Raw genomic sequence first — 26,106 nt, forward strand, 5'->3', positions numbered from 1 at the left:
CCACAAAATGTAGTACCTCGAAAGCAGTAGTTCAACCGAAGCGACAAGCATCCACCATTTCATCCAAGGTCAGAAGCGACCTGCGCAGTAACTCTTCAGTGGACTTAAAGACCAGCGTTCACCAGCCACTCGCGAACCTGTTCAGTTCGTTCATCGCCGCCATAGACACTCGCCCCTTCACCCTGGATTGAATGACCTAAGCAGCGATCAATGATCACCTGCTCAGCACCCGCAGCACGTAGTTTCGATGCTGCCCTGTGGCGAAGACCGTAAGTGGTGTTGTCGATGCCTAGCGGTTTGATATGTTTGTTATTGAGTAGCCCGGTCAGGCTGTCCGCACCTCTCTCACCCCGGCTGTAGCGCGCAAACAAGGCGTCAGTAGGCTCACCCTCCCCAGCAACTCTTAGCGCCTCCCTAGCGGCTTCCTGAGTGCTTGGCGTAAGGGGTACATCACGGTCACGGCTCTGGGTTTTGAGTTCGCCCCGCAAGGTATTTGCTCGAATGTGGATTATACCGCGTTCTAGATCAACGTCCTGCCTTTCGAGAAAACAAAGTTCCTTAGCATGAACACCAAGGCTCATCAGGGACCACAGAGGCCAGAGTTCGGACGCCATCGGCTTGAGGCGGTCAGAAACCTTGACAAACTCGTCGTCACTCAGGGGCTTCCTTTTGTCGGCCTTTCGGGTAGACGCTTTAGGCAACTCAATGCCATCCAACGGGTTAGCGACCTTGCCCGCCAGATCGTTCTCACGCAGGGCCAAGGTGATCAGCGCCGAGGCTTGCCCTACCTCTCGTTTTATTGTGTCGGCGCTGAGTGGTTCCCCATTGCTCTTCCGATGGGATTTGTACTGGTCGACCAGATCGCGCCCGTGAGCGCGCTTGAGCTTTTCTAAGGGCAACTTATCCAATGGCCCCCAAACAGCCTTCAGGGTCCCCGCTAGGCGGTCCAGACGAGTGCGCTTGGCCTTACTGTCAGCGCAACGAAGGGTTCGATACATGTCAACACCATCGGCCACTGTGGGGGCTGGAGGTTTGGCTTTAGGATTGGTGAGGATTTCCTTAACCATCGGGTCAGGGGTGGTGTCCGCAAGGTGGCCGCGTAACCAAGGGTCGTCTTCATCCAGACCTTTGACGCCTTCCAACAGTCCTGCGGCCTTCAAGGCAGCCTCATGGAACTTTTGGCCGGGGGTTCTGGCGTCCAATCCGGTCAGCCGCTCACGCATTGTCTGAACGGTTTTCTCGAACATAGCGTCAATTGCCGCGTGCTCTTGCACCATCTTCGAACCAGATTTGTTCTTCAGGAACACAATCAGGGTAGCGCTGTCCATTTGATCAGCGATGTCCTTGGGCCAACGGCGACGATACCGCAGGGTCTTGCCGCCACGCAAACTGTCCAGATGCTTAAGCTTGTGATTCACCATATTCTCACCTCTGTGTATTAAAGGTGCCCTCATTTGTGTCCTAATTTCCGGGCTGATAACCCAATGAAATAAGGAAATAAAGGCTATGAGGTGATGATAGTGGTGCCCCCACACGGACTCGAACCGCGGACCTACTGATTACAAATCAGTTGCTCTACCAGCTGAGCTATAGGGGCACTTGGCGTGGATTACTGATTCAGCACAGAGTCTGCAAGCCCGAATTTCAGACATTGTTAGCCTCAGACGGATTTTTTTCTAACCCGCTGCCGAACCGCTTTTGGGGGTGCGTTTGACTGCGTTATGCGCAGGCTGTAACTCGGACAGAGACGCTTGAGAAATTGGGGCTAAATCAAACATGCATGTGGCTATTCACGCCGGCGCTTTGTTTACCGATGAGGGGCGGCTCATCAAGCTGCTTCAGGCGAATGCTGCGTTAGTTGGCCAAAATGGCGGTTCTTTCTGGGGTCCTCGACGCTACAAGCAGATATTCGGACCGGTTCTGAACGTGCCTGGCGGCGGCGATCCAGAACCCAAAACGCTTTCGCGCTTCTTATCGCTCATGCCCGAAGGACGTGCTGTTGATCGGGCGATTCTGTCCTGCGCCGCTTTCATCGGAGAGCAATCGTCTGTTATTGACGGCGGTCAGCTCTATCCCCTGGCCGGTAAACGCATGGCGCATTTGGGCCATCTGTTGGACGGTTTTCCCGTTGAGTTATTTATTAGCTTACGTAATCTCGGCACCTTCATTCCAAGGGTGCTGATGTGGCTTCCCGAGCAGGAACGCCGCAATGTCCTCAGCACAACCGATCTGAGCTGTCTCAGCTGGCTGACCGTGATTGAAGATATTCGTGATCTAGCTCCTGACATCAAAATCACCTTATGGAGTAACGAAGATTCTCCGCTGATTTTGGGTGACATACTGCGTGCCATGGTAGGCTTGCCGGACGACACTCCGTTAACAAACGAGTACGGATTGCTGTCTTCCTTATTGTCGGATTCCGGCAAACACCAGTTGCGTCAGTTGATCGAGCATGAGCCGACACAACGTGGCAAAAAGTTGCGCGATGCGCTGGTCGGAGTTTTTCAGGCGCACGCCTTGCCGGAAGCGATCGAAGAAGAATTGCACTTGCCGGGTTGGAGCGAAGAAATCGTCGAGGCCTTCACTGAGCTTTACGAACAGGACCTGGCGCGGCTGCAGAACATGCCGGACATTCGGTTCCTGAAGCCGTAATGAAGTGGGGCGGCAAACTCGGTCGAGTGACAGTGCGTTCGACGCGCCAATTGGGTGACCGGAGCCTGACTAGAGTTTTGGTGTCGATGCTCATTAACCCTTAACGGCTGACAAAAAAACGAAGCGGCTAGGCCTCATTTCGAAGCGTTACACGTGAAGCGGCTTTGGGCGTACGCTCTGTTTCGATCGGAAGTCTGGCACAACGGCAGGCTGTGATCCTGCGTTGGTCATCCGCGAGGTGGTTGTTTTTTTGCAGGGCTGCTCATTCAAGAAGCTGGCCTGAACGCGAATTTCGCTGTAGACTCTCAATCAGATCCCGAAAACGGGACGTTGACGAGGCAGATAGTGGCGGTATCTCATGACTGAGATGGTGTATGGCGCGGTCCAGAACCAGCGCGGTGAACCGATTCTACCAAAATGGTGGCGGACGATTGATCGCTGGACGATGTCCTGCGTGCTGATCCTGTTTGTCATCGGGCTGTTGCTGGGGCTAGCTTCATCGCCGCCTCTGGCAGGGCGGAACGGGTTCGATCCATTCCACTATGTCGAACGCCAGGCGCTGTTCGGCGGGTTGGCGCTGATTGCTATGCTTCTGACCTCGATGATGTCGCCCACTTTGGTGCGGCGTCTGGCTGTTCTGGGCTTTTTGGCAGCGTTCGTCGCATTGGTTTTCCTACCGATCTTCGGCACCGATTTCGGCAAAGGTGCTGTGCGGTGGTATTCGCTCGGCTTTGCCTCGCTTCAGCCATCGGAATTTCTGAAACCCGGCTTTGTCGTGGTCGCTGCGTGGCTATTGGCTGCGTCGCAAGAGATAAACGGCCCTCCGGGGCGGCTGTGGTCCTTTGCCCTGTGCATGGCCATCGTTGCCATGTTGGTGATGCAGCCCGATTTCGGTCAGGCGTGTTTGATCCTGTTTGGTTGGGGTGTGATGTATTTCGTGGCCGGAGCGCCCATGCTGCTATTGGTCGGTATGGCGGGTTTCGTCGTTCTTGGCGGAATGTTTGCCTATTCGAACTCGGAACACTTTGCCCGGCGTATCGACGGCTTTCTCAATCAGGAGGTCGACCCAACCACCCAACTTGGCTACGCTACAAACGCGATCCGCGAAGGCGGACTGTTCGGTGTCGGCGTGGGTGAAGGGCAGGTGAAATGGTCCTTGCCGGATGCGCACACCGATTTCATCATCGCTGTCGCAGCCGAGGAATACGGCCTGATCTTGGTGCTGATCATCATCGCACTCTATTCGATCATCGTGGTTCGTTCGTTGCTGCGCCTGATGCGGGAACGCGACATGTTCATCCGTCTTGCGGGTACCGGTCTCGCCTGCATGTTCGGTGTTCAGGCGATGATCAATATGGGCGTCGCAGTTCGCCTGCTGCCTGCAAAGGGTATGACACTGCCGTTTGTCAGCTACGGCGGCTCATCCCTGATTGCAGGTGGCATCGCGGTTGGAATGCTGCTGGCGTTTACCCGAAACCGCCCGCAGGGCGAACTTGGCGATATTCTGCGCGGAAGAGGATAATGGGGAAACCTTACCTTTTGATTGCGGCTGGCGGTACCGGGGGCCATATGTTCCCCGCTCAGGCGTTGGCCGAGGCGATGCTTCACAAGGGCTGGCGGGTGCGCCTGTCCACCGATGCGCGTGGTGCGCGTTATACCAGCGGCTTTCCGCATTCCACCGAAATTGTCGAGGCGTCTTCTGCCACCTTCGCGCGCGGCGGGCTGGCTGCAAAGGCGATGGCAGGTCCGAAAATCGCAGCGGGCGTCACCAGCATGGCTTACCAGATGATGCGCGACAGGCCGGACGTGGTTGTAGGGTTTGGCGGTTACCCGTCCATCCCGGCGCTGGGCGCAGCGACCATGCTTAAGATCCCTCGCATGATCCACGAACAGAACGGCGTTCTGGGCCGGGTGAACCAGCTGTTTGCTACCCGCGTCGCGCATGTCGCCTGCGGCGCCTGGCCTACTGACCTGCCCGAAGGCGCGAGTGGCGTTCACACTGGCAACCCGGTGCGCGCCGCAGTATTGGACCGTGCGGCTGCGGGATATATCCCGCCGGGTGAGTATCCGATGTCGATACTGGTGATGGGTGGCTCTCAGGGGGCGCGAATCCTCAGCGACAAGGTGCCCGGCGCCATTGCAGCGTTGCCCGATGGGCTGCGCGCGCATGTCCGCGTTGCCCACCAGGCGCGCGATGAAGATGGCGAGCGTGTCACTGCGTTCTATGCAGATCACGGTATCCTGGCCGAGGTGAAACCTTTCTTTCAGGATGTTCCTCGCCGGATGTCCGAGGCGCAGCTGGTTATCTCCCGCTCGGGTGCATCCAGTGTCGCCGATATCTCGGTCATCGGTCGCCCGTCGATCCTGATCCCCTTCGCTGCTGCTGCTGGCGATCACCAGACCGCCAATGCACGCGGACTGGTGCAGGCAGGGGGGGCGATCATGATCCCCGAAAACGCGCTTGACGTTCCGGCGCTGACAGAGCAAATCACCGCCGTTCTGACAAACCCCGAAGCCGCACAAAAAATGGCCCATGCCGCCCTGTCGGTCGGGGCGCCCGATGCCACCGAGCGTCTGGTCGCCCTCGTCGAGCAATTGGCGCAGAAGGAGACCACATGAATCCAGCAACCAAACTACCGCAAGACGTAGGGCCGATTCACTTTGTTGGGATTGGCGGGATCGGGATGTCGGGCATTGCCGAGGTTTTGCTGAATCTGGGCTATCGGGTTCAGGGGTCCGACCTCAAGGCCTCGAAGATCACTGACCGTCTGGGGGGGCTGGGCGCCGAAATTTTCGTGGGGCAAAAAGCCGAGAACCTAAAGAACGCCGCTGTTGTCGTCACTTCGACCGCGATCAAGCCGGGTAACCCGGAACTGGATGAAGCACGCGCGCAGGGCCTGCCGGTTGTCCGCCGTGCCGACATGCTGGCGGAACTGATGCGCCTGCGCTCGAACATCGCCATCGCCGGGACGCATGGCAAGACCACCACGACGACCATGATGGCCGAGTTGATGGTGGCAGGCGATTTTGACCCGACCGTGATCAATGGCGGCATCATCCACGCCTATGGTTCGAATGCGCGAATGGGGCAGGGCGAATGGATGGTGGTCGAGGCTGACGAAAGCGACGGTTCCTTCAACCGCCTGCCAGCCACAATTGCCATCGTTACCAATATCGACCCCGAGCATATGGAGCATTGGGGCGACTTCGATAAGCTGCGCGACGGCTTTCACGAGTTCGTTTCGAACCTGCCGTTCTATGGCCTTGCTGTCTGTTGCACTGACCATGCCGAGGTGCAGGCGCTTGTAGGGCGCATCACAGATCGCCGCGTACGTACCTATGGATTCAACGCGCAAGCCGATGTTCGCGCCGAAAACCTGACGTACAAAGGCGGCGTCGCGCATTTCGACATCCACCTGCAGTATGAAGGCAAAATGATTGAAGGCTGCACTTTGCCGATGCCCGGTGATCACAACGTCTCGAACGCTTTGTCGGCTGTGGCCGTTGCTCGTCATCTGGGTATGAAAGCGTCGGAAATCCGCGAGGCGCTGGCAAATTTCGGCGGGGTGAACCGCCGTTTCACCAAGGTCGGCGAGATCGACGGCGTTACCATCATCGACGATTACGGCCACCACCCGGTCGAAATTGCCGCCGTTCTTAAGGCCGCCCGTCAAGCGACAGATGGCCGCGTGATTGCAGTTCACCAACCGCACCGCTACTCGCGCCTGTCAAATCTGTTTGACGATTTCTGCACCTGCTTCAACGACGCCGACGTTGTGGCTATCGCCGAAGTATTCGCTGCTGGTGAGGATCCGATCGAAGGGGCTGGTCGAGATGACCTCGTGCAAGGGCTTATCCGCCATGGTCATCGCCACGCACGGGCCTTGTTGGATGAAAATGACCTCGAACGCCTCGTACGCGAGCAAGCTCGTCCCGGCGACATGGTTGTTTGTCTCGGTGCCGGTACCATCAGTGCCTGGGCGAATGGGTTGCCTGTGAGATTGCAGAGGAAACAAGCCGTTTGACGTTGTGGGCCATTTGGGTGCACAACTTTGGGATGTGATTTCGCGCTTGCGATAACCAGCAACGGGCTCGGAGGGGCGAATGCAATTATCTGTCGTCTTTTCAGCCCTTTGGGTTATTTTTGCTACCATCGTGGCGATGCTGCCGATGCGCATGCAATTCCCTCCGGGCCTGATTCTGCTGATTTGTGCTCCGGTTCTGATTGTCTGGTTGGGCTATGATTATGGCTGGTTCATCTCGGTTCTGGGCTTCGCCGGTTTTGTCTCGATGTTCCGCAATCCCATCCGGTATTACTGGCGCAAATGGACCGGACGAGAGGTGCCGGAATGAGCTGGTCGATTGCGCTTGCCGGTCTGTGGGGGTTGGTCGCCAACGTGTTGGCGATGATCCCCAGTAAAGACAACCATTGGACCCGCGCCTATTTTCTGATTGCCGTGGGAGTGCCAATTCTGGGATTTGTCACCTATGAGAACGGTCCCTGGATCGGGTTGGTCGTTCTGGCCGCCGGCATGTCTGTGCTGCGTTGGCCGGTGATTTACATGACCCGTTGGACAAAGACGAAAATGCAGGGCATGAAGGCGACCGACAAATAGCTGGCCAGCTTCAGGAGAACCGCCATGGTGAACGCCACCACACTTGCATATTTGCCTCTCATTTCTTTTGTCCTCGGTGCGGGCGCGGGCTTCGTCGCGGGGCGCTGGATCGGTCTACGCGGTCTGTTGTGGTTGATCGGTTTGACTTCGGCGGCTGGTTTGGTCCTGATCGTCATGCTGGCAAGCATTGGAACGGGTGAAGAAGAAAAAGCCTTTGGACCCCTTGTCTGGCTGACCGCCGGTGTCCTTCCCTTCCTGTTCGCCGTAATCATGGGCGGAGTAGGCGGGCGCAGCCTGGCGGCACGGGCGGGCGCATGAACTTGATGCCTACTACGCGCGGTAGCTTGTCCGAGGCGCGAAAGCTGTCGGATATTACATGGCTGCGCGTTGGTGGACCGGCGGATTATCTGTTCCAACCTGCGGACATCGATGATTTGCAAACATTTCTGCGCGCCTTGCCCGACGAAACTCCGGTTTTTCCTATGGGCGTGGGGTCGAATCTTATCGTTCGCGATGGTGGTCTGCGCGCTGTAGTTATCCGCTTGGGGCGCGGGTTCAACGATATCTCGGTTCAGGGTAACACGGTTACCGCAGGCGCTGCCGCGCTGGACGCGCATGTGGCGCGCAAGGCGGCGGATGCCGGGGTTGATCTGACTTTTCTGCGCACTATTCCCGGTTCCATTGGCGGAGCGGTTCGAATGAACGCAGGCTGTTATGGCAGCTATACGGCTGATGTTCTGCGCAAGGCGACTATCGTCACGCGGCAAGGAGAGGTCGTGGATCTTGCGCCCGAAGACCTGAACTTCCGCTACCGCCAATCCGACCTGCCAGATGGCGCGGTGTTGATATCGGCCCAGTTCGCCGGCCCTTCAGGCGATCCTGAAGAATTGTACGCCAGAATGGAAGCTCAGTTGAGAAAGCGCGATGAAACCCAGCCAACCAGAGATCGCAGCGCCGGGTCAACTTTCCGCAACCCGGCCGGGTTCTCTTCTACAGGCCGGGCCGATGACGTGCACGACCTCAAGGCATGGAAGGTGATCGACGATGCCGGGATGCGCGGCGCAATCCTGGGCGGCGCGCAGATGAGTGAAAAGCACTCGAATTTCCTGATCAACACCGGCGATGCCTCGGCCGCGGACCTCGAAGGTCTGGGCGAAGAAGTGCGAAAAAAGGTTTACGAAACAAGCGGCATCACGCTAGAGTGGGAAATCATGCGGGTCGGTGATCCGCTGACAGATTGAAGCCCCGACCGTTAGACCAAAAACAGGCAATTCAGGCGACGGATCAAAGGCATAACGCAGTACGGACCACCACATAAGGTCCGGGGACATTGAGGCGCACGAACGTGGGTATGTCGAGCAGGACAAACCCCAAAGTGGCGGTATTGATGGGTGGGCCCTCGGCGGAACGCGAGGTGTCTCTCAGCAGCGGGCGCGAATGCGCAGCCGCCCTCAGGGGAGAAGGCTTTGAAGTGGTCGAGCTGGACGCGGGTCCCGACCTCTATGCACGCCTATTGGATATCAAACCGGATGTGGTTTTCAACGCCCTGCACGGCCGCTGGGGCGAAGATGGCTGTGTGCAGGGTCTGCTGGAATGGATGCGCATTCCGTATACGCATTCCGGGGTTCTGGCCTCAGCGCTCGCCATGGACAAACAGCGCAGCAAGGAAATCTACCAGACAGTAGGTCTGCCGATTGTACCCAGCGTGATCGTTCCCAAGGTCGAAGTGATCGAGGTTCACGTCATGGAGCCGCCCTATGTGGCCAAACCCAACAACGAAGGTTCCAGCGTTGGCATCTATATCGTGCACGAAGGTTCCAATGGTCCGCCACAGCTCTCGGAAGAGATGCCGGATCAGGTGATGGTAGAGAAATATGTTGCAGGCCGCGAACTGACAGTAACGGTGATGGGCGACCGCGCTCTGACCGTGACTGAAATCATGACCGACGGCGGCTGGTACGACTACGACGCCAAATACAAGCCCGGCGGCTCGTGGCACGTGTTACCTGCCGATATTCCGCAGGACATCTTTGACCGCTGCATGGATTATGCCGTGCGTGCACATGGCGCGCTGGGATGCCGGGGTGTCAGCCGAACGGACTACCGCTGGGATGACAGCAAAGGGGCGGGCGGTTTGTTCCTGCTGGAAACCAATACGCAGCCCGGCATGACGCCCACGTCGCTGGCCCCCGAGCAGGCTGCCCATCTGGGCATGACGTTTGGCCAACTTTGCGCCTGGATGGTGGAGGACGCCTCATGCGACCGTTGACCGCCACCCGTGCGCCAGTCATCCACCGGGCCAAACCTCTGGCAGGGCCAGATGCGGATTTCCGGTCGGCTGCAGCGGCAGAGCCTGAGGTGCAACCAAAGTTTCGACTACGCGGAGGCGGGTTGTTCGGTCGTTCGGCTGGGCGATCCGATCCCGCGCCGTCGCGCCTGAGCTATCGGTTCCAGCGCTGGATGCTGACGCCAGGTATTCGGCAAGGATTGAAAATCGGCCTGCCTGTCCTGGTCATGGTATCGGGGATTGGTCTCTACCTGGCGTCGGAAGAGCGGCGCCATGCGCTTGAGGCATATGTGGCCGACATTAAGACCTCGATTCAGGAACGCCCTGAATTCATGGTTAACCTCATGGCAATCGACGGTGCGGGCACCTGGCTCTCGGATGATATCCGCGAAGTTGTTCCGCTGGATTTCCCCGTCAGTTCCTGGGACCTGGATGTCGAGCTGATCCGCGACACGATCACAGGTCTCGACCCAGTGAAATCCGCGACAGTCCGAATACGTCCTGGAGGCATTCTTCAAGTCGATGTTGTCGAGCGGCAACCGGTCATTGTCTGGCGAACTCGCGACGGAATTGAGCTACTGGACGACACCGGTGCTCATGTAGATCGCGTCGCGTCGCGTGCCGACCACGCGGGCTTGCCGCTGATTGCGGGCAAGGGCGCGGATCAGCATGTTCCGCAGGCGCTTGAGGTTCTGAAGACCGCCAGCAATCTGGGCAGCCGTGTTCGCGGTCTTGTGCGCATTGGCGAACGGCGTTGGGATCTTGTTCTGGATCGCGGTCAGCGCATCATGCTGCCGACCGATCGCCCGGTTCGTGCGTTGGAACGGGTGCTGGCAGTGAACGAAGTGCAGAACCTTCTGGAACGCGACGTTGCCGTGGTCGACATGCGGCTCGGGCAACGACCGACAATCAGAATGAACAAAACAGCCAGCGAAGCCTGGTGGAATACAAAAGTTACAGTGGACAACGGGCAATAACGACAATGATGACCGATCTTTATCAGTCCCAACGCGCCATGCGCCAGATGCGCCGGCAGGCAATGCAGCGGGGCGTCGTCGCCATTCTGGATGTTGGCAGCTCGAAGATCGCCTGCCTTGTACTGCGTTTCGATGGCGCAGGTCCGCTGAGCGAGGACAACGCCATCGGTTCGATGGCCGGGCAGACCGGGTTCCGCGTGATCGGTGCGGCAACCACACGGTCGCGTGGCGTGCAGTTCGGCGAAGTCACCGCCATGCAAGAGACCGAACGCGCCATCCGCACCGCACTGCAAGCGGCGCAGAAAATGGCCGATATTCGCGTGGATCATGTCATCGCCTGTTTTTCGGGGGCGAACCCCCGCTCTTACGGGTTGGACGCGCAGGTCGATTTGGAAGGGCAACTGGTTACCGAAGCCGAGGTTGGCCGGGTTCTGAACGCCTGTGATGTGCCGGATTACGGGGTAGGGCGCGAAGTACTGCACGCGCAGCCCGTGAATTTTGCGCTCGACAACCGTTCGGGGCTGACCGACCCGCGCGGGCAGTTGGGGCAGTCGCTGGCGGTGGACATGCACATGCTGACTGTGGACGCTGTTTCGATTCAGAACATCGTCCGCTGTATCAAGCGCTGCGATCTGGAGCTGGCTGGTATTGCGAACTCGGCCTACGTCTCGGGCATCTCGGCGTTGGTCGAGGATGAGCAGGAGCTGGGTGCAGCCTGCATCGACATGGGCGGTGGTACGACCAGCGTGTCGATTTTCATGAAAAAGCACATGATATATGCCGATTGTGTGCGGATGGGTGGAGATCACGTGACCTCGGACATTTCCATGGGGTTGGGTGTTCCAGCTGCGGTGGCCGAGCGGATTAAAACCTTCAACGGCGGTGTTCATGCAACCGGCGCCGACGACCGCGATTTGATCGACATTGGTGGCGATACCGGCGATTGGGAGCACGATCGCCGTACCGTCAGCCGCGCTGAACTGATCGGCATCATGCGTCCCCGTGTCGAGGAAATACTGGAAGAGGTCCGTATCCGATTGGATGCCGCAGGCTTTGACCATATGCCGAGCCAGCAGATCGTCCTGACTGGCGGTGGCAGCCAAATCATGGGTCTTGACGGGTTGGCCAGCCGGATCCTGGGTCAGCGTGTGCGCCTGGGCCGCCCGCTTCGCGTCCATGGCTTGCCGCAATCTGCAACCGGACCCAGCTTTTCGTCGGCTGTCGGTCTGAGCTTGTTTGCAGCGCATCCGCAGGATGAATGGTGGGACTTCGAGATCCCGGTAGATACGTATGCGGCCCGCCCGTTTAAGCGCGCTGTGCGCTGGTTCCGTGACAACTGGTAGGGCGCTTTGCAGAGCTCTGGGAGCATGGCTCGTCGCGATGCCCGCGTTTGCGATGGCTCAGACGGCGATCTCACCGGAAGCGTTTCTGAATGCAGCGGTCGGCAAAACCCTGCAATTCTACGAGGTGCGCAGCGGCGATCTGGTCGGAACCGAAGAATTCCTAAGCCGCACAGTCTCGGTCTGGCGCATGCCGAACCGGGATTGCGTTTATGGTCAGATCACAACGCCGAACGGACAGATCTGCTTTCTCTATGACGATGACCCCGACAGAGTACCCGTCTGCTGGTGGCCATTTCTGCATCAGGATCGCCTGATGGTGCGGCTGGCCACTTTTGCAAACGCAGAGATTCAGGAAGTGCGCAATATCTCAGAGCAGGGGCTAAACTGCCCAAGTGCCCCAACCAGTTAAAGAAATGGGTTGCGGCTGACGGGTTTATCCCTCAAAATATCCACAAGGCCCGCAAGAGGCCCGCGGCAGGACACCGAGCAGTTTTGCGCGATAATCGAAAAACTAAATCACATGACGTGTCGCCTGATCCGTGATGTCGCGACCGCTTGTGTTGTGCCGGGTTAGTGTTGTCCCGCAACATCTGGCGATGAAAGCGAAATGCCGCTGTTTTGCGCCTTAATTCCTCCATATTTTGTGGATTTGCGCGATTTTTGGCGTGACGTTTGGGGATTCGAAATGTAGAATCGAACTTGGATAGGTAAGAAAAACACCGCTTTGGCGGGTCAAAAAAACAGGCGGACAGAGCATGACATTGAATCTTTCGATGCCCGGGCACGACGAACTGAAGCCTCGGATTACAGTATTTGGCGTAGGCGGTGCAGGTGGCAACGCCGTCAACAACATGATTGAAAAACAGCTGGACGGCGTCGATTTTGTGGTCGCCAACACTGACGCGCAAGCATTGCAGCAAAGCCAGTCTTCGGCGCGGGTGCAGCTGGGGGTTAAAGTAACCGAAGGTTTGGGCGCAGGTGCGCGACCCACCGTTGGTGCAGCAGCAGCTGAAGAAAGCATCGAGCAGATTGTTGACCACCTTGCTGGCGCGCATATGTGCTTCATCACCGCAGGCATGGGCGGGGGCACTGGTACAGGTGCCGCTCCGATCATCGCACAGGCCGCGCGGGAACTGGGTGTGCTGACTGTTGGTGTTGTGACCAAGCCTTTCCAGTTCGAGGGCGCCAAGCGGATGCGTCAGGCTGAAGATGGGGTCGAGTCGCTGCAAAAGGTTGTCGACACGCTGATCATCATTCCGAACCAGAACCTGTTCCGTCTCGCCAACGAAAAAACCACCTTTACCGAAGCATTCTCGATGGCTGATGACGTTCTGTATCAGGGTGTCAAAGGCGTGACCGATCTGATGGTTCGCCCGGGTCTGATCAATCTCGACTTCGCCGACGTTCGCGCGGTGATGGACGAGATGGGCAAGGCAATGATGGGTACAGGTGAGGCCACCGGTGAAGATCGCGCTGTTCAGGCGGCTGAAAAGGCGATTGCCAACCCGCTGCTGGACGAAATCAGCCTCAAGGGCGCCAAGGGCGTGCTGATCAACATCACCGGTTCGCACGATCTGACCCTGTTCGAACTGGACGAGGCTGCCAACCGTATCCGCGAGGAAGTAGACCCCGAGGCCAACATCATCGTAGGCTCGACGTTGGACACCGTGATGGAAGGCGGCATGCGGGTCTCGGTTGTGGCCACCGGTATCGACGCAAACGAAAAGCACGAAGAAGTGCCGGTCGCCCGCCGCTCGATGTCAGCACCTTTGACGCGTACTGTTTCGGCGGAGGAGTCCGTGCAGGCAGAGGCTCCGGCTGCTGAGGCCGCTGCATCTGAGGGCGACAGCAACATTGCGCCCTCGCTGTTTGAATCGATCGAAGATGTCGAGTTCAATCCCGGTTGGAGTGATGAGCAGCCCGCAGCCGTTGCGCAGGATGATGATGGCCTGCCGCCGCCGGCCTATCAGCCAACCGTGGCGGAATTTGAACCGCAGCCAGAAGCTGAACAGGCTGCGCCAGAGAGCTTTGTAGCGCCTCGTGGTCAATTGCCTGGCACACCGTCCCCCGAAGCGCTTCAGCGTTTGCAGGCAGCAGTAAAGAATGTTCCTGCTGCTCGGGCGCGGATGGCAGCCGAGCAGCCGCAAGAACCTGCGGCTCAGCCCGAGCAGTCAGCCGAAGATCGCCCCCGTTTCGGGTTCAACCGTCTGATCGACCGGATGACAGGTCACGCGGCGGATACACCGGCTCAGCCAGTGCGCCAGCAACCTTCTTTCCGCCAAGCTGACGCTACGGCACCCGCTCGGGAAGAGGCCGACCCCGAGCAGGATCGCATCGAAATTCCCGCGTTCCTGCGCCGTCAGGCTAACTGATACCGGTCACAAAATCTTATTAAGGGGCTGCCATTTGGCGGCCCTTTCTTGTTGTAAAACAGCCTGTTGGGTGGCGGTAAGCAGGGTTTTGCCGATCTGTTACATGCATGTTTCATTCGGTTACAAAGAGTGAGTTGAGCCTTGGCGCCCTCTTCCTTAGTTGGAGTGCAACACAGCCCGATGAAGGCTGGACACCACTCGCTGAGGTTCACATTGCAACATACGCTCAAATCTTCAGTCACGTTCAATGGCGTCGGGCTGCACAGCGGCAAGCCTGCGACGATGATTCTGAAACCGGCAGCTGCCGGGCACGGAATCTGGTTCAAACGGACTGATATCGAGCTGGGCAATGCGCTGGTTCCTGCGATCTATGACATAGTCGAACGCACGCCGCTTTGTACGCGTCTCGTCAACGATGCGGGCGTTTCGGTGTCGACTGTTGAGCACATCATGGCCGCTCTGGCCGGTTGTGGCATCCACAACGCACTGATCGAGATTGATGGGCCCGAAGTCCCGATCATGGACGGGTCGTCGGTCGAGTTTGTGCGCGGCATCATGGCTAAGGGCGTGCGCCGTCAGGCCACGCCGGTTCTGGCCTACGAGGTCCTCAAACCGGTAATGGTAGAACGTGAAGGCGCACGAGCCTGGATCGTTCCGTCCGACGGGCTCGAAATCGAATTCCACATCGACTTTGAAGACGATGCCATCGGCAGCCAAACCAAAACGCTGGATATGCGCAATGGAACATTTGCGCGCGAACTATGTGACAGCCGCACCTTCTGCCGTCGCACCGATGTTGAAGCGATGCGCGAAAACGGGCTGGCCCTGGGTGGAACGCTGGACAACGCTGTCGTTGTGCAGGGCGATGAAGTCCTGACCCCCGGTGGGTTCCGCCACGCCGATGAAGCCGTGCGACACAAAATGCTGGACGCTTTGGGCGATCTGTATCTGGCAGGCGGACCGATTCTAGGACGATTTACTGGTGAAAAGTCCGGCCATTCGATGACGAACACCCTGCTGCGCAAGCTGTTCGAAACGCCCGGTGCGGTGCGTCCGGTGCTGTGCACCCCCGAACAGGCTGCACTTTTGCCGGGGCAGGGCCTTGTACGCAGCGAAATTCCACAGGTTGCGTGATCTGATCACCTTGAAAGACAATTGCGTCACAGCGCGCATAAGGCGTTTTGCACCGGAATTTTATGTGCTAGACCAAGGCCCGATCCGGGGCGAACCCCGTTAAGCAAGACGACAAGGATGGGCGGAATGGTTGGCACCAAAGCGGCAGTCAGATTCGCAGGCGCGGTTCTTCTGGCAGCAACTTTGACGGCATGCGGCGGCGCCGGAGGCCTGTTCGGCAACAAAGGCGCCGATCGCACTCAGAACCTCGAAGGGTACACTCCCGAACAGATTTACACACGCGGCGAATACGAGCTGTCACAGAATCGCTCGGATGATGCGGCTTGGTATTTTTCCGAGGTCGAACGTCTGTACCCATATTCCGATTGGGCAAAGCGAGCGCTGATCATGCAGGCGTTTTCGTTCCATGCGGACGGGAACTATGCCGAAAGCCGCGCAGCAGCTCAGCGGTATATCGATTTTTATCCCGCCGATGAAGACGCGGCATATGCCCAGTATCTGCTGGCGCTCAGCTATTATGACCAGATCGATGAGGTCGGGCGCGATCAGGGTCTGACCTTTCAGGCGTTGCAGGCGCTACGCACGGTGATCGAGGTTTATCCCGACAGTGAATATGCAACCTCGTCGGTTCTGAAATTTGACCTGGCCTTTGACCATTTGGCCGGCAAGGAAATGGAAATCGGACGCTACTATCTGCGTCAGGATCACTACACTGCCGCAATCAATCGGTTTCGTGTCGTGGTCGAGGATTTCCAGACCACGTCCCACACAGCCGAGGCGCTCTATCGTCTGATCGAGGCATATCTCTCGCTGGGTCTGGTGGATGAGGCGCAGTCGGCTGGTGCGATTTTGGGTTACAACTACCAATCGTCTGAATGGTACGATGCAGGGTATCAGTTACTGACCTCGCGCGGTCTGGACCTCAAGAGCCGCGGTAACAATTGGCTCAGCCAGATCTACCGCCAGACGATCAAAGGTGAGTGGTTGTAATCGCCATGGCTTTTGGCTTGGGACGCTAAAGACCCGATGCTGCGCGCCCTTGATATCCGCGACATGCTGATTATTGACCGGTTGGAACTAACGTTCCAGCCGGGCCTGAACGCTTTGACCGGCGAAACCGGCGCGGGAAAGTCGATCCTTTTGGATTCGCTTGGATTCGTTTTGGGATGGCGCGGTCGCGCCGAATTGGTACGGCAGGGCGCCGCGCAGGGGGAAGTGGTAGCTGAATTCGAGCTGCCTGATGATCACCCTGCTCATGCCGTGCTGGCTGAGGCCGGTTTGCCCGGTGGCGAGGAACTGATCCTGCGTCGCGTCAACACGGCTGAGGGTCGCAAGACCGCCTGGATCAACGACCGTCGCTGCTCGGGTGAAGTCCTGCGGGCGCTGTCGGAAACTCTGATCGAGTTGCATGGCCAGCATGACGATCGCGGCTTGCTAAACCCGCGTGGCCATCGCGCGATGCTGGACGCTTACGCCGAGGCCGAAGGCCGGCTGGCCACTGTTCGCGCAACATGGAACGAAATGTCCCGCACCCGTAAGGCACTTGCTGAGACCGAAGCGGCACTTGCCGCCGTTCGCAGCGAAGAGGAATTCCTGCGCCACGCGGTCGCTGAACTGGATCAACTTGACCCACAGCCAGGCGAAGATGCGGATCTCGACGCGCGCCGCCGCATGATGCAGGGGGCGGAACGTATCCGTGATGATGTTGCTCGGGCGTTTGTCCTTTTGGGTGGCGACGGAGCCGAGGGCGCTTTGGCGGATGCTGTGCGCTGGCTCGAAGGTGTTTCTGACAACGCTAATGGCCAGCTTGAGGACCCAATCGCCGCCCTGGGTCGCGCCCTGATCGAATTGGGCGAGGCACAGGACGGGGTAAACGACTGCCTTCAGGCGCTGGACTTCAACCCGGTGGAACTGGAACAGGCCGAAGAACGCCTGTTTGCAATCCGGGCCCTGGCCCGCAAGCACAATGTAGTCCCGGATGAGCTGGGCACATTTGCCGAAACCCTGCGAAACCGCCTGAGCCGACTTGAGGCCGGCGATGCCGATCTGGTGGAAAAGCGGGCTGCGGTAGAGGCTGCTCAGACAGCGTATAACGATGCTGCGCGGGCCCTCAGCACCGCGCGCCGTCAGGCTGCCGGGCAATTGGATGCCGCCGTCATGGCCGAACTTGCACCGTTGAAAATGGAACGCGCAGTCTTTCAGACGGAACTCACCCCTACCGATCCCGGCCCCGAAGGTACCGATGCCGTCGCCTTCACCGTTGCGACCAACCCGGGCGCGCCCTCTGGGCCGTTAAACAAGATCGCGTCGGGCGGCGAACTCAGCCGCTTTCTGTTGGCGCTCAAAGTTTGCCTGACAGGTGACGACAGCGCCCGGACAATGATTTTTGACGAAATCGATCGTGGCGTTGGTGGTGCGACGGCAGATGCGGTGGGTCGACGGCTGGCGTCGCTGGCTCAGGGCGGGCAGGTGCTGGTGGTGACGCACTCACCACAGGTTGCCGCCCGCGCGGCGCATCATTGGCGCGTTCAGAAACAGGTGGCGAACGGGCAGACATTGTCGACCGTCCTGCCATTGTCGGACGCCGACCGTGTAGATGAAATCGCCCGAATGGTTGCGGGTGACACGATCACCGAACAGGCCCGTGCCGCCGCCCGCGCATTGCTGGACGCTTGAAACCACACCTGCTGCAAAAGCGCGTGATCCGACTTTTCTATGCCCCTCGCGTGGCTTAGTAAGAGATACGAGATGTCCGAAGGGCTCAGATGACCCAATCCACCCGCACTGTTCTGCGTAATCAGTTCAATCAGGCCATCGCGGCGCTAAAAGACGCGTGGCGGGTTTTGCGACACCGCGGTCCCAGCCAGGTCCAGTTCTGGTTCATTGCGCTGGCCATCGGGGTTGCGGCGGGTTTCATGGCCTTGGGATTCCGAAAAGCCATCGCTGGTCTGCAGGCCTATATCTACGATACCGAAGACATATTGCTGCTGCACAGTCACGCCGAGAAACTACCTTGGATACTGATCCTGATTACTCCCATTTTCGGCGGGCTGGTCGTGGGGGTTATCCTGCACAAGTTTACCGATGACGGGCGCGTTCGATCCGTTGCCGACGTGATTGAGGGGTCAGCTCTCACTGACGGTCGGGTCGAAACCAAGGCGGGCATCGCCTCGTTCCTTGCCTCGCTCATAACACTCAGTTCAGGCGGATCGACAGGACGCGAAGGGCCCGTTGTGCATATGGCAGGCGTGATCTCGACCTGGGTTAGCAATCGCATCCATGCAGACGGTATCACCGGGCGCGACCTGTTGGGATGCGCCGTTGCAGCCGCCGTATCGGCCAGTTTCAATGCCCCGATCGCCGGGGCGCTTTTCGCGCTCGAAGTCGTGTTGCGTCACTTCGCCGTGCATGCGTTCGCCCCCATCGTCATTGCATCGGTTGCGGGGACCGTGATCAACCGTCTGGCGTACGGCGACGTGACTGAGTTCACGCTGGAAACCCCCGGGTCGCTGCAATTCTATGTCGAGCTACCGGCCTTTCTGATCTTGGGCCTGATCTGCGGACTGGTTTCCCTGCTGCTTATGCGGTCTATCTTTTTCGCAGAAGACATAGGCTCGCATATCCAAAACCGGCTGTCTCTGCCGCGCTGGTTACGCCCTGCAGTGTCGGGGGCAATGCTGGGGCTTCTGGCGATCTGGTTCCCACACATCATCGGCGTTGGGTACGAAACCACAACCCGCGCGCTGGCCGGCGATCTATTGCTGACCACAGCGATACTTTTTGCTGTGGTTAAAACCATAGCGCTGGCCATCACTATGGGCGGGCGCATGGGGGGCGGGGTCTTTTCGCCGTCGCTCATGATCGGCGCACTGACCGGGTTGGCCTTTGGACTAATTGCCACCGGCCTGCTACCGGACGTTTCAGGCACCCACACGCTTTATGCCTTTGCCGGAATGGGGGCCGTGGCGGCGGCAGTGCTGGGCGCGCCAATTTCGACCACACTAATCGTGTTTGAACTGACCGGAGACTGGCAAATCGGTCTGGCCGTCATGGTATCGGTTTCGATGTCCACTGCACTTGCTTCGCGGCTTGTGGACCGTTCATTCTTCCTGACCCAGCTAGAGCGGCGCAACGTTCACCTTGCCGCGGGCCCGCAGGCCTATCTGCTGGCGATGCTGCGCGCGGGCGCGGTAATGCGGCCCATAGGGGATCCGCGTTCGATCACCAAAGACGAGGCGCAAGCGTTGATTGAACAGGGCCTCTGCGTTGAAGCCAGCGCCACGCTTGAAGCCGCCATGCCCTATTTTGACCGAGCGGACGTTCCCTGTATTCCGGTTGTCGTCAGGGACAAAAACGGTGGTGAAGACCCCGTCGGAGCGCTCTTTCATGTCGATGCGCTCAAGGCTTATAACCGGGCATTGGCGGCGACGGCGGCCGAGGAACACTCGTAATCAATCGCCATAAACGCTTGCAGCATCTCCCAGATAATTGTTCCAGGCAAACCAGTACGAGATGTGGCCAGCGACCCGCGGCAGGCGCACGCCATCCGGGCTAACCAAGGCCCCTTCGGTCACTGTCCAGATTTGACCCACCTCATCCTGCAATCCGTCGGCCGACGCCTCGAACCGGTGCGAGGCGCGTTCATAGGCCCTGACAGTTCGCTTGGACGGATCGCCTATCAGGATCAATGGGCGGCCTGCAATGGCGTCGTTGAGTACCGGCTTGCCCTTGAATACCTCAAGTGGCCACGCTCTGGCGGCCCCGAATTGGCGCACGGCAAAAACGTAATCTTTTTGCCGGTGCGTGGATTGATCGACCAATGCCGGGAACATCAGGTCGTTTGAGGCGAAATAATCCCGGTACACGACGCCAGATCCATAATTGCGTCGATGCCCCGTTTTCAAGGACAACACCTTTGTGCTGGGGTGAGAGGTCTTCCAACTGCCCCATTCGGTGATAACGACCGGGCGCTGATTAAGTTCGATACCGCTGTCAGCCAAGGGGCCAACGACTGGCTTACCGGTATACTGGTTCCACAACGAATGGGTCTCTCGATCGAACATCAACTTGTTGGATCGATAGAGAAACCCGGACGAGCCGAAGATCAACGGCTTCTGCCGCCCAGCCACTTGGGTTTCAAACAGAATGCCCGACCCGCAAAGCGTACAATAGGCCAACGCAACCGGGACGTCGCCGATCACTTCGTTGAACATCTCATGCCAGCCCATAATCCGCAGCGGATAGGCCCGAATATCACCTCTGATCGCTACGCCGAAAACCAAGTCGTCATCTTTCAGATAGGTGGCGGATTTCGCAGAAATCAGCTTCGGATTGTCCAGTGACGGGATGCCATCCTTAGCGACCCCGCCCCATGCGATTTCTTCAAACCGGATCTTCATTCGGTTGCGTTGTAGGTACTCCGGGCGCAGGAAAAGGTCGAAATCCTGATCGATGCCAAGCAGCACTTCACGCTTGAAGGGGATGAGCGACGGATGCGGTACGACCTGTGGGTTGCGCTCTTGCCAAAGCATCCATTCGAACCAGTCTGTTCCCAGGTTCTGGCCTGCCAGCGCGTCCATCACCTTGGCGATGTCGCGCTCGCGCCGCCTGCCGTACCGCATTGCCGTCAGCAGTGCGGGAACCACATCCGGATTGCCGCGCTGGGTCAGGAAGGCCATGCCCGCTTCGAAATCAGCGCGACTACCGAAGAGAGTAGACCGAACGGCTTCGAGTACCGGGTTCTCTTGCGCCCTGAGCCCACCCGGAGAGATGAGACCGGCTCCTAGTAAACCTGCAAATTGGCGACGCGTGACTGACATGGCATCCTCCCAAGGGTTCCATGCCCAGCTTGCACGTTTTTTCGCTCACATTCACACCACAGCCGCGTGACCGCGGCGTGACGGGGCTTGGCTCAGAGCCACAATTGGTTAGTGCTGGGTAAACCCTGTCAGGTTTTTTCGGCTGCGCCCTCATCGTCCTGCGCGGGTTCGCCGCCGGATGATCTAAGCGTCAGAGGTGGGTCTTTCACCTCGGCTGCAATGGGGGCAGGGGCAGTTACCGTAGAATCTGCATCTTCGCTGGCCTCACCCGGCCCGGGGACGGGGCGGACTTGCGGGGCTTCCGCGTCCTCGACCAGATTGTCGGTTGGTTCAAGCTCGGCAACAGCTGGCTCCAGTGCCCGGCGGAACACCAGTACATTGCGCCAATTCACGGCCGATCCGGTTAGGCCAGCGCGTTCCTCGCTAGGCAGCAACTCGGCGCGTTGATATTCCCAGCCGTCCTGACCCATCTTGTTCAGCAGTTGCTCGACCGAGTTGGCGAACCGCCCTTCCGGAGTCTTGACGCCCTTGGCCTTGGTGCCCTTTTGCGGGGCGGGAACAACTTTGTATTCGTAGCGCTGCATCAATAGGTCCTGATTTCCATTTCCCGGCACGTTATCATTTTGTAGCGCAGGTAAAAGCGAACTTCACGTACAGGCGAAATTCAGCCCGCACTGTTGCCGGAACCCTGCGCTGCCTTGCCGATCAGAGACAGGCACAGCTCGGTTGCCAGCGCCATATCCTGCACGGAAATCCACTCCAGCGGTCCGTGAATGCACTGCATGCCCGTGAAGATATTGGGGCAGGGCGTGCCGAATTCGGTTAAACGTGAGCCATCCGTGCCACCGCGGATCGGAACCGAAAGAGGCTCGACTCCCAATTCGCGGCACGCATCACGGGCCAAATCGACCGGTGTCATATCTTTTTCCAACCAATAGCGCATGTTGCGATATTGGTGGTAGACCTCGCAGGAAATCTCGGCACGTGGTTCGGTGGCCTGTACGGCGGCGCAGACCTGTCGCACCAAATCGCCCTGCGCCTCCAGCGCGTCCAGTTCGAAATCGCGCAGGATCAGCTTGATCTCCATCTCGGACGACCCGCCATTCATGTCAGTGACATGAATAAAACCTTCACGTTCGTCAGTCACCTCTGGCGTCATCGTCGCCTGAGGCAGGGTCTGCACGATTTTCGCGGCTAGATGCGCTGCATTAACCATCTTGCCCTTGGCCAGGCCAGGGTGGATCGACACACCGGTAATCCGGATTACCACACGGTCGGCCGAAAAACTTTCATACTCAATCTCGCCGACTTCGCCGCCATCCAGCGTATAAGCGAAATCTGCACCCAAATCATTGGGTAGTTGCTCGGTCACGCCGCGCCCAATCTCTTCGTCCGGGGTAAAGGCAACGCGAATCGGGCCGTGGGCGCTGTCTTTGTTCTTCAGAAGGTGTTGCGCCAGAGTCATCAGGATCGACACTCCCGCCTTGTCGTCAGCGCCCAGCAGGGTGGTGCCTGAGGCGGTGATCAGATCATGCCCCATTTTCTCTGCCAGATAAGGATGATCTTTAGGAGACAGCACCAATTCGGGGTCGTCGGGGAAAGTGATCTCGCCGCCGTTGTAACCCTTGATCACCCGCGGTTTGACTCCGGTTGCATTAAACTGGGGCGCGGTATCCACATGAGCAAGAAACCCGATGGTTGGCCCGGGGGCAGTACCCGGTATGGTCGCCACCACAACGCTGTCACCTGTGATCTCAACGTTCTGTGCGCCCATTTCGGTGAGTTCCTGTTGCAGCAAGTTCAGCATGTCGAGCTGGATTGCACTGCTGGGGGTCGAGGCCGAGGTCTCATCGCTTTGACTGTCGATGGCCGCATAGCGCACCAATCGGGTTTCAAGTTCCTGATCAAATCTGTTCTGCATGATACCTTACCTCTCTGGTGCCGATGAAAGAGTGCAAAAAGAAACGGAGTCAAGCCGATGGCCTGACTCCGAAAAACCCTTCAACGATAAGGGGATTACGACCCCAGCTTTTTGCTGACCAATTCATTAACGGCCTTCGGGTTCGCCTTGCCGCCGGTGGACTTCATCACCTGACCGACGAACCAACCCGCCAGTTTCGGGTTCACCTTGGCTTTTTCGACCTGGGCCGGGTTGGCGGCGATGATCTCGTCCAGCGCCGCCTCGATCGCGCCAGTGTCGGTCACCTGCTTCATGCCCCGCTCTTCAACGATCTGAGCCGGATCACCGCCTTCTGTGTAAACGATCTCGAACAGGTCCTTGGCAATCTTGCCCGAAATGGCGTCGGATGCGATTAGGTCGATTACGCCACCCAGCTGCGCCGGAGATACGGGCGACTCGGTAATGTCATGGTCTTCCTTCTTCAGACGGCCGAACAACTCGTTGATGACCCAGTTTGCCGCCAACTTGCCACTGCGGCCTTTGGCGACTTCCTCAAAATACGTGGCTGATTCCACTTCGGCAGTCAGAACCGAGGCGTCATAGTCGGTTAGCCCGAACTCGCTGATAAACCGCGCTTTCTTGTCATCTGGCAGCTCTGGCAGCTTGGCGGCGATGTCGTCCACCCATGCTTGTTCGATCTCAAGCGGCAACAGGTCGGGGTCAGGGAAATAGCGGTAGTCATGCGCCTCTTCCTTCGACCGCATTGAGCGTGTCTCGCCTTTGTCCGGATCGTACAGGCGTGTCTCCTGATCTACCTTACCACCGGCTTCGACGATGGCGATCTGGCGACGCGCTTCGACCTCGATGGCCTGCTGGATGAATCGCATCGAGTTCATGTTCTTAATCTCGCAGCGCGTGCCCAGATGCGAGAAGTCCTGCGTTTCCTGATACTTCTCGTATGCACCTGGCAAACAGATCGACACGTTCACGTCCGCGCGCAGATTGCCGTTTTGCATGTTGCCGTCGCAGGTGCCCAGATAGCGCAGGATCTGACGCAGCTTGACGATATACGCGGCGGCCTCTTCGGGGCCGCGAATGTCGGGACGCGAGACGATTTCCATCAGGCAAACGCCTGTGCGGTTCAAATCAACGAAGGACATATGAGGGTCCATATCGTGGATCGATTTACCCGCGTCCTGTTCCATGTGAATGCGTTCGATCCGCACTTTCCGAGCGGTACCGTCACCCATTTCAACCAGCACTTCGCCTTCGCCCACGATGGGGTGGTAGAGCTGGGAAATCTGGTATCCCTGCGGCAGGTCGGGGTAGAAATAGTTCTTGCGGTCAAAGGCCGACTTCAGATTGATGTCCGCCTTCAAGCCCAGACCGGTCCGGACCGCCTGTTCGACGCAATACTCGTTGATCACCGGCAGCATTCCCGGCATCGCCGCGTCCACGAAGGCCACGTTCGAGTTCGGTTCGGCCCCGAATTGGGTCGACGCGCCCGAGAACAGCTTGGCATTGGACGAGACCTGCGCATGCACCTCCATCCCGATTACCAGTTCCCAATCGTGCTTGGCCCCGGCAATGGTTTTGGGTTTGGGCATTTCGTATGTCAGGTCGAGCATGGCGCGCCTCATTTCCGCAGAAGTCTAAGCCTGCGTATTAGGCCCGCCAGACCCAAGGGGCAAGGGGGAATGGGTGCAAATCGTTGAATTCCCACCGATCAGAAACGGCGCATTCAGTTGCTGGAAAACTGCAACCCAGTGGGCGTGAAGGTTACGCTTTTCCCGCTGCGTAGCTCGTCGCGGAATAGATTGGCAATTGCTCGCATCGCGTCGCGGTGACCTCGTGCGGCGAAACGCTCGGGCGAATGGATGCGGACGCTGTTGTTGAACCCATCTGCTGCGTGGGCCCAGATCAGCGGATGCAGCTCGGTTAGATGATCCCGGATCAACCAGTCGGCGGCTTCACAGATCCGCAATCGAGCGTCATCAGCCTGATCGTTCTGGCCCATATCTTTCTGCAAGGTGATCGCGCAGTAAGCCGCCAACAGGTTGATCATTTGCTGATCCGGACGGCGGGCCACTATGTCTTGCAGACCTTCAAGAAAATACTCGACATCCACGCGTGCACAGGCTTCTGCATCCAGCGCGATCGCATCAAATTGTACCCAAGTATAACCTCCGGCGCCCCAGATACCATGCGTGCGTGCAGCATTCCGCAAGGCCTGAACCTCAAGTTCCTGATAGCCGCCGAACAAGCTGGGCAACAGGTGACTGCCCATAGCACGCATGTGCCGATAGTTGTGCGGATCCAACGCGATCAGGGCCTCAAACTTGTCGGCTACGCGGGTCTGAGCTCGGCTCTGACCTGCAAGAAGGGCGCATTCTGCTGCGGCAATCGCCGGGCTATCCGGTGCGGCGGCGCGGCAAGCGGGAATAAGGGCAGCGGCCCGGTCGAAATGAGCTGCGCAACGCGACCAATGCTGTGGGTGCAACGACGTCTCCCGCGTGGTACCGCGCCATGCCCAGGCCAGATCGATATGCGCAAGCGCGACGACAAGTCCGATCATCGGATCACCTTCATGATCCAACAATTCAGTCTCAAGTTCTGAAATTCCGCATAGCAGGTCATAGTCGATGATAGCGGCGCCTTCGGACAGCGCATGTTCAACGGCCGTCACGACGTCGGCCCGGGCGCCATAGGCCAGCAAGTCGGCAATGGGTTGCCCGCATGGCGCTATTTTGCGCGCCTGATCTGCAGCGTGCATTTCCCGCGACAACTCGGTCCACAAGTCCTGACGAGCCAGATGCCGCCCGCGCTCAATCGCCTGACGACCGACCAGCTCATCCGATCCCGGTTTTGCGACCGGAATGTTGAGCTTTCCATCTTCATAAAGAAGCGCTGCCTCTCTGGGCACTGGTATTTGCGGTACCGCAGAAGGAACTGAGCCAGAAATGCGGGCAGAAAACGCCCTGATAGACCGAAACATAGCGAAACTCG

General features: G+C 58.4%; 23 protein-coding genes and 1 tRNA gene. 17 read left to right on the forward strand and 7 right to left on the reverse strand.

The window, feature by feature from the left end; all coding sequences use genetic code 11:
* Positions 1-104: 104 nt before the first annotated feature.
* A complete protein-coding gene (locus tag AC2TDA_RS02075; protein ID WP_480878647.1) occupies positions 105-1,421 on the reverse strand; it encodes a tyrosine-type recombinase/integrase in 1,317 nt (438 codons plus the stop codon).
* A 100-nt stretch (positions 1,422-1,521) separates the two neighbouring features.
* Positions 1,522-1,597, reverse strand: a tRNA-Thr gene (locus tag AC2TDA_RS02080).
* Positions 1,598-1,776: 179 nt separating this feature from the next.
* Here AC2TDA_RS02080 and AC2TDA_RS02085 point away from each other — a divergent pair.
* The 17 genes from AC2TDA_RS02085 (at position 1,777) to AC2TDA_RS02165 (ending at position 19,832) form a co-directional block, all read left to right on the forward strand.
* Positions 1,777-2,652 (forward strand): hypothetical protein, encoded by an 876-nt coding sequence (locus AC2TDA_RS02085; RefSeq protein WP_480878648.1) that lies wholly within the window; start codon positions 1,777-1,779, stop codon positions 2,650-2,652.
* A 358-nt stretch (positions 2,653-3,010) separates the two neighbouring features.
* Positions 3,011-4,174, forward strand: a complete 1,164-nt coding sequence (gene ftsW / locus AC2TDA_RS02090; protein WP_480846377.1) for a putative lipid II flippase FtsW — start codon at positions 3,011-3,013, stop codon at positions 4,172-4,174.
* Entirely contained in the window at positions 4,174-5,271 is a 1,098-nt protein-coding gene (locus AC2TDA_RS02095) for a UDP-N-acetylglucosamine--N-acetylmuramyl-(pentapeptide) pyrophosphoryl-undecaprenol N-acetylglucosamine transferase (RefSeq protein WP_480878649.1), read from the forward strand. The genes ftsW and AC2TDA_RS02095 overlap by 1 nt, the downstream gene beginning before the upstream one ends.
* On the forward strand, positions 5,268-6,677 hold the full coding sequence (gene murC / locus AC2TDA_RS02100) for a UDP-N-acetylmuramate--L-alanine ligase (RefSeq protein ID WP_480878651.1): 1,410 nt from the start codon (positions 5,268-5,270) through the stop codon (positions 6,675-6,677). Before AC2TDA_RS02095 ends, murC begins: the two co-directional genes overlap by 4 nt.
* A 79-nt stretch (positions 6,678-6,756) precedes the next feature.
* Positions 6,757-7,005 carry a DUF2484 family protein gene (locus AC2TDA_RS02105; protein WP_480846380.1) on the forward strand — a complete coding sequence of 83 codons (249 nt, stop codon included), beginning with the start codon at positions 6,757-6,759 and terminating at the stop codon, positions 7,003-7,005.
* Positions 7,002-7,268: a DUF2484 family protein gene (locus AC2TDA_RS02110; RefSeq protein WP_480846381.1), complete on the forward strand. Its 267-nt coding sequence runs from the start codon at positions 7,002-7,004 to the stop codon at positions 7,266-7,268. The genes AC2TDA_RS02105 and AC2TDA_RS02110 overlap by 4 nt, the downstream gene beginning before the upstream one ends.
* A gap of 24 nt (positions 7,269-7,292) precedes the next feature.
* Positions 7,293-7,586, forward strand: coding sequence for a hypothetical protein (locus tag AC2TDA_RS02115; RefSeq protein ID WP_480846383.1), 294 nt, complete (start codon positions 7,293-7,295; stop codon positions 7,584-7,586).
* Positions 7,583-8,509, forward strand: a complete 927-nt coding sequence (murB, locus tag AC2TDA_RS02120) for a UDP-N-acetylmuramate dehydrogenase (RefSeq protein ID WP_480878652.1) — start codon at positions 7,583-7,585, stop codon at positions 8,507-8,509. Before AC2TDA_RS02115 ends, murB begins: the two co-directional genes overlap by 4 nt.
* Positions 8,510-8,619: 110 nt before the next feature.
* Positions 8,620-9,537 (forward strand): D-alanine--D-alanine ligase, encoded by a 918-nt coding sequence (locus tag AC2TDA_RS02125; protein ID WP_480878653.1) that lies wholly within the window; start codon positions 8,620-8,622, stop codon positions 9,535-9,537.
* Positions 9,525-10,532 (forward strand): cell division protein FtsQ/DivIB, encoded by a 1,008-nt coding sequence (locus tag AC2TDA_RS02130; protein WP_480878654.1) that lies wholly within the window; start codon positions 9,525-9,527, stop codon positions 10,530-10,532. Before AC2TDA_RS02125 ends, AC2TDA_RS02130 begins: the two co-directional genes overlap by 13 nt.
* 8 nt (positions 10,533-10,540) lie before the next feature.
* Positions 10,541-11,875, forward strand: coding sequence for a cell division protein FtsA (gene ftsA, locus AC2TDA_RS02135; protein ID WP_480878960.1), 1,335 nt, complete (start codon positions 10,541-10,543; stop codon positions 11,873-11,875).
* Between the two features lie 37 nt (positions 11,876-11,912).
* Positions 11,913-12,284 carry a hypothetical protein gene (locus tag AC2TDA_RS02140; RefSeq protein ID WP_480878655.1) on the forward strand — a complete coding sequence of 124 codons (372 nt, stop codon included), beginning with the start codon at positions 11,913-11,915 and terminating at the stop codon, positions 12,282-12,284.
* A 346-nt stretch (positions 12,285-12,630) separates the two neighbouring features.
* On the forward strand, positions 12,631-14,247 hold the full coding sequence (gene ftsZ, locus AC2TDA_RS02145) for a cell division protein FtsZ (protein WP_480878656.1): 1,617 nt from the start codon (positions 12,631-12,633) through the stop codon (positions 14,245-14,247).
* 213 nt (positions 14,248-14,460) lie between these two features.
* On the forward strand, positions 14,461-15,381 hold the full coding sequence (gene lpxC, locus AC2TDA_RS02150; protein WP_480878658.1) for a UDP-3-O-acyl-N-acetylglucosamine deacetylase: 921 nt from the start codon (positions 14,461-14,463) through the stop codon (positions 15,379-15,381).
* Positions 15,382-15,507: 126 nt separating this feature from the next.
* The gene (locus tag AC2TDA_RS02155; protein ID WP_480846393.1) at positions 15,508-16,371 is read left to right on the forward strand and encodes an outer membrane protein assembly factor BamD; all 864 of its coding nucleotides are present in this window, start codon (positions 15,508-15,510) and stop codon (positions 16,369-16,371) included.
* A gap of 36 nt (positions 16,372-16,407) precedes the next feature.
* Positions 16,408-18,057 carry a DNA repair protein RecN gene (gene recN / locus AC2TDA_RS02160; protein WP_480878659.1) on the forward strand — a complete coding sequence of 550 codons (1,650 nt, stop codon included), beginning with the start codon at positions 16,408-16,410 and terminating at the stop codon, positions 18,055-18,057.
* An 89-nt stretch (positions 18,058-18,146) separates the two neighbouring features.
* The gene (locus AC2TDA_RS02165) at positions 18,147-19,832 is read left to right on the forward strand and encodes a chloride channel protein (protein ID WP_480878661.1); all 1,686 of its coding nucleotides are present in this window, start codon (positions 18,147-18,149) and stop codon (positions 19,830-19,832) included.
* Here AC2TDA_RS02165 and AC2TDA_RS02170 read toward each other — a convergent pair whose 3' ends face one another.
* From AC2TDA_RS02170 to AC2TDA_RS02190, 5 genes are all read right to left on the reverse strand, one after another.
* Positions 19,833-21,200 carry a DUF3179 domain-containing protein gene (locus AC2TDA_RS02170; protein ID WP_480878662.1) on the reverse strand — a complete coding sequence of 456 codons (1,368 nt, stop codon included), beginning with the start codon at positions 21,198-21,200 and terminating at the stop codon, positions 19,833-19,835. It abuts the gene before it with no gap.
* A 128-nt stretch (positions 21,201-21,328) separates the two neighbouring features.
* The gene (locus AC2TDA_RS02175) at positions 21,329-21,784 is read right to left on the reverse strand and encodes a DUF4177 domain-containing protein (protein WP_480878663.1); all 456 of its coding nucleotides are present in this window, start codon (positions 21,782-21,784) and stop codon (positions 21,329-21,331) included.
* 80 nt (positions 21,785-21,864) lie between these two features.
* Positions 21,865-23,121 (reverse strand): peptidase T, encoded by a 1,257-nt coding sequence (gene pepT, locus AC2TDA_RS02180; protein ID WP_480878664.1) that lies wholly within the window; start codon positions 23,119-23,121, stop codon positions 21,865-21,867.
* Between the two features lie 95 nt (positions 23,122-23,216).
* A complete protein-coding gene (gene gatB / locus AC2TDA_RS02185; RefSeq protein WP_480846401.1) occupies positions 23,217-24,728 on the reverse strand; it encodes an Asp-tRNA(Asn)/Glu-tRNA(Gln) amidotransferase subunit GatB in 1,512 nt (503 codons plus the stop codon).
* Positions 24,729-24,841: 113 nt separating this feature from the next.
* Positions 24,842-26,023, reverse strand: coding sequence for a hypothetical protein (locus tag AC2TDA_RS02190; RefSeq protein WP_480878665.1), 1,182 nt, complete (start codon positions 26,021-26,023; stop codon positions 24,842-24,844).
* Positions 26,024-26,106: the final 83 nt, after the last annotated feature.

The sequence above is a fragment of the Ruegeria sp. HKCCD6426 genome, from assembly GCF_057221115.1.

What these genes read in the sequence shown, in the direction of transcription:
- AC2TDA_RS02075 (WP_480878647.1), bottom strand. Translation starts at nt 1,421, where the DNA reads ATGGTGAATCACAAGCTTAAGCATCTGGACAGTTTGCGTGGCGGCAAG.
- ftsW (WP_480846377.1), top strand. Translation starts at nt 3,011, where the DNA reads ATGACTGAGATGGTGTATGGCGCGGTCCAGAACCAGCGCGGTGAACCG.
- AC2TDA_RS02105 (WP_480846380.1), top strand. Translation starts at nt 6,757, where the DNA reads ATGCAATTATCTGTCGTCTTTTCAGCCCTTTGGGTTATTTTTGCTACC.
- ftsA (WP_480878960.1), top strand. Translation starts at nt 10,541, where the DNA reads ATGACCGATCTTTATCAGTCCCAACGCGCCATGCGCCAGATGCGCCGG.
- AC2TDA_RS02125 (WP_480878653.1), top strand. Translation starts at nt 8,620, where the DNA reads ATGTCGAGCAGGACAAACCCCAAAGTGGCGGTATTGATGGGTGGGCCC.
- murC (WP_480878651.1), top strand. Translation starts at nt 5,268, where the DNA reads ATGAATCCAGCAACCAAACTACCGCAAGACGTAGGGCCGATTCACTTT.
- AC2TDA_RS02110 (WP_480846381.1), top strand. Translation starts at nt 7,002, where the DNA reads ATGAGCTGGTCGATTGCGCTTGCCGGTCTGTGGGGGTTGGTCGCCAAC.
- AC2TDA_RS02115 (WP_480846383.1), top strand. Translation starts at nt 7,293, where the DNA reads ATGGTGAACGCCACCACACTTGCATATTTGCCTCTCATTTCTTTTGTC.
- pepT (WP_480878664.1), bottom strand. Translation starts at nt 23,121, where the DNA reads ATGCAGAACAGATTTGATCAGGAACTTGAAACCCGATTGGTGCGCTAT.
- AC2TDA_RS02155 (WP_480846393.1), top strand. Translation starts at nt 15,508, where the DNA reads ATGGTTGGCACCAAAGCGGCAGTCAGATTCGCAGGCGCGGTTCTTCTG.
- recN (WP_480878659.1), top strand. Translation starts at nt 16,408, where the DNA reads ATGCTGCGCGCCCTTGATATCCGCGACATGCTGATTATTGACCGGTTG.
- gatB (WP_480846401.1), bottom strand. Translation starts at nt 24,728, where the DNA reads ATGCTCGACCTGACATACGAAATGCCCAAACCCAAAACCATTGCCGGG.
- AC2TDA_RS02165 (WP_480878661.1), top strand. Translation starts at nt 18,147, where the DNA reads ATGACCCAATCCACCCGCACTGTTCTGCGTAATCAGTTCAATCAGGCC.
- AC2TDA_RS02130 (WP_480878654.1), top strand. Translation starts at nt 9,525, where the DNA reads ATGCGACCGTTGACCGCCACCCGTGCGCCAGTCATCCACCGGGCCAAA.
- AC2TDA_RS02140 (WP_480878655.1), top strand. Translation starts at nt 11,913, where the DNA reads ATGCCCGCGTTTGCGATGGCTCAGACGGCGATCTCACCGGAAGCGTTT.
- ftsZ (WP_480878656.1), top strand. Translation starts at nt 12,631, where the DNA reads ATGACATTGAATCTTTCGATGCCCGGGCACGACGAACTGAAGCCTCGG.
- AC2TDA_RS02170 (WP_480878662.1), bottom strand. Translation starts at nt 21,200, where the DNA reads ATGTCAGTCACGCGTCGCCAATTTGCAGGTTTACTAGGAGCCGGTCTC.
- AC2TDA_RS02085 (WP_480878648.1), top strand. Translation starts at nt 1,777, where the DNA reads ATGCATGTGGCTATTCACGCCGGCGCTTTGTTTACCGATGAGGGGCGG.
- AC2TDA_RS02175 (WP_480878663.1), bottom strand. Translation starts at nt 21,784, where the DNA reads ATGCAGCGCTACGAATACAAAGTTGTTCCCGCCCCGCAAAAGGGCACC.
- AC2TDA_RS02095 (WP_480878649.1), top strand. Translation starts at nt 4,174, where the DNA reads ATGGGGAAACCTTACCTTTTGATTGCGGCTGGCGGTACCGGGGGCCAT.
- murB (WP_480878652.1), top strand. Translation starts at nt 7,583, where the DNA reads ATGAACTTGATGCCTACTACGCGCGGTAGCTTGTCCGAGGCGCGAAAG.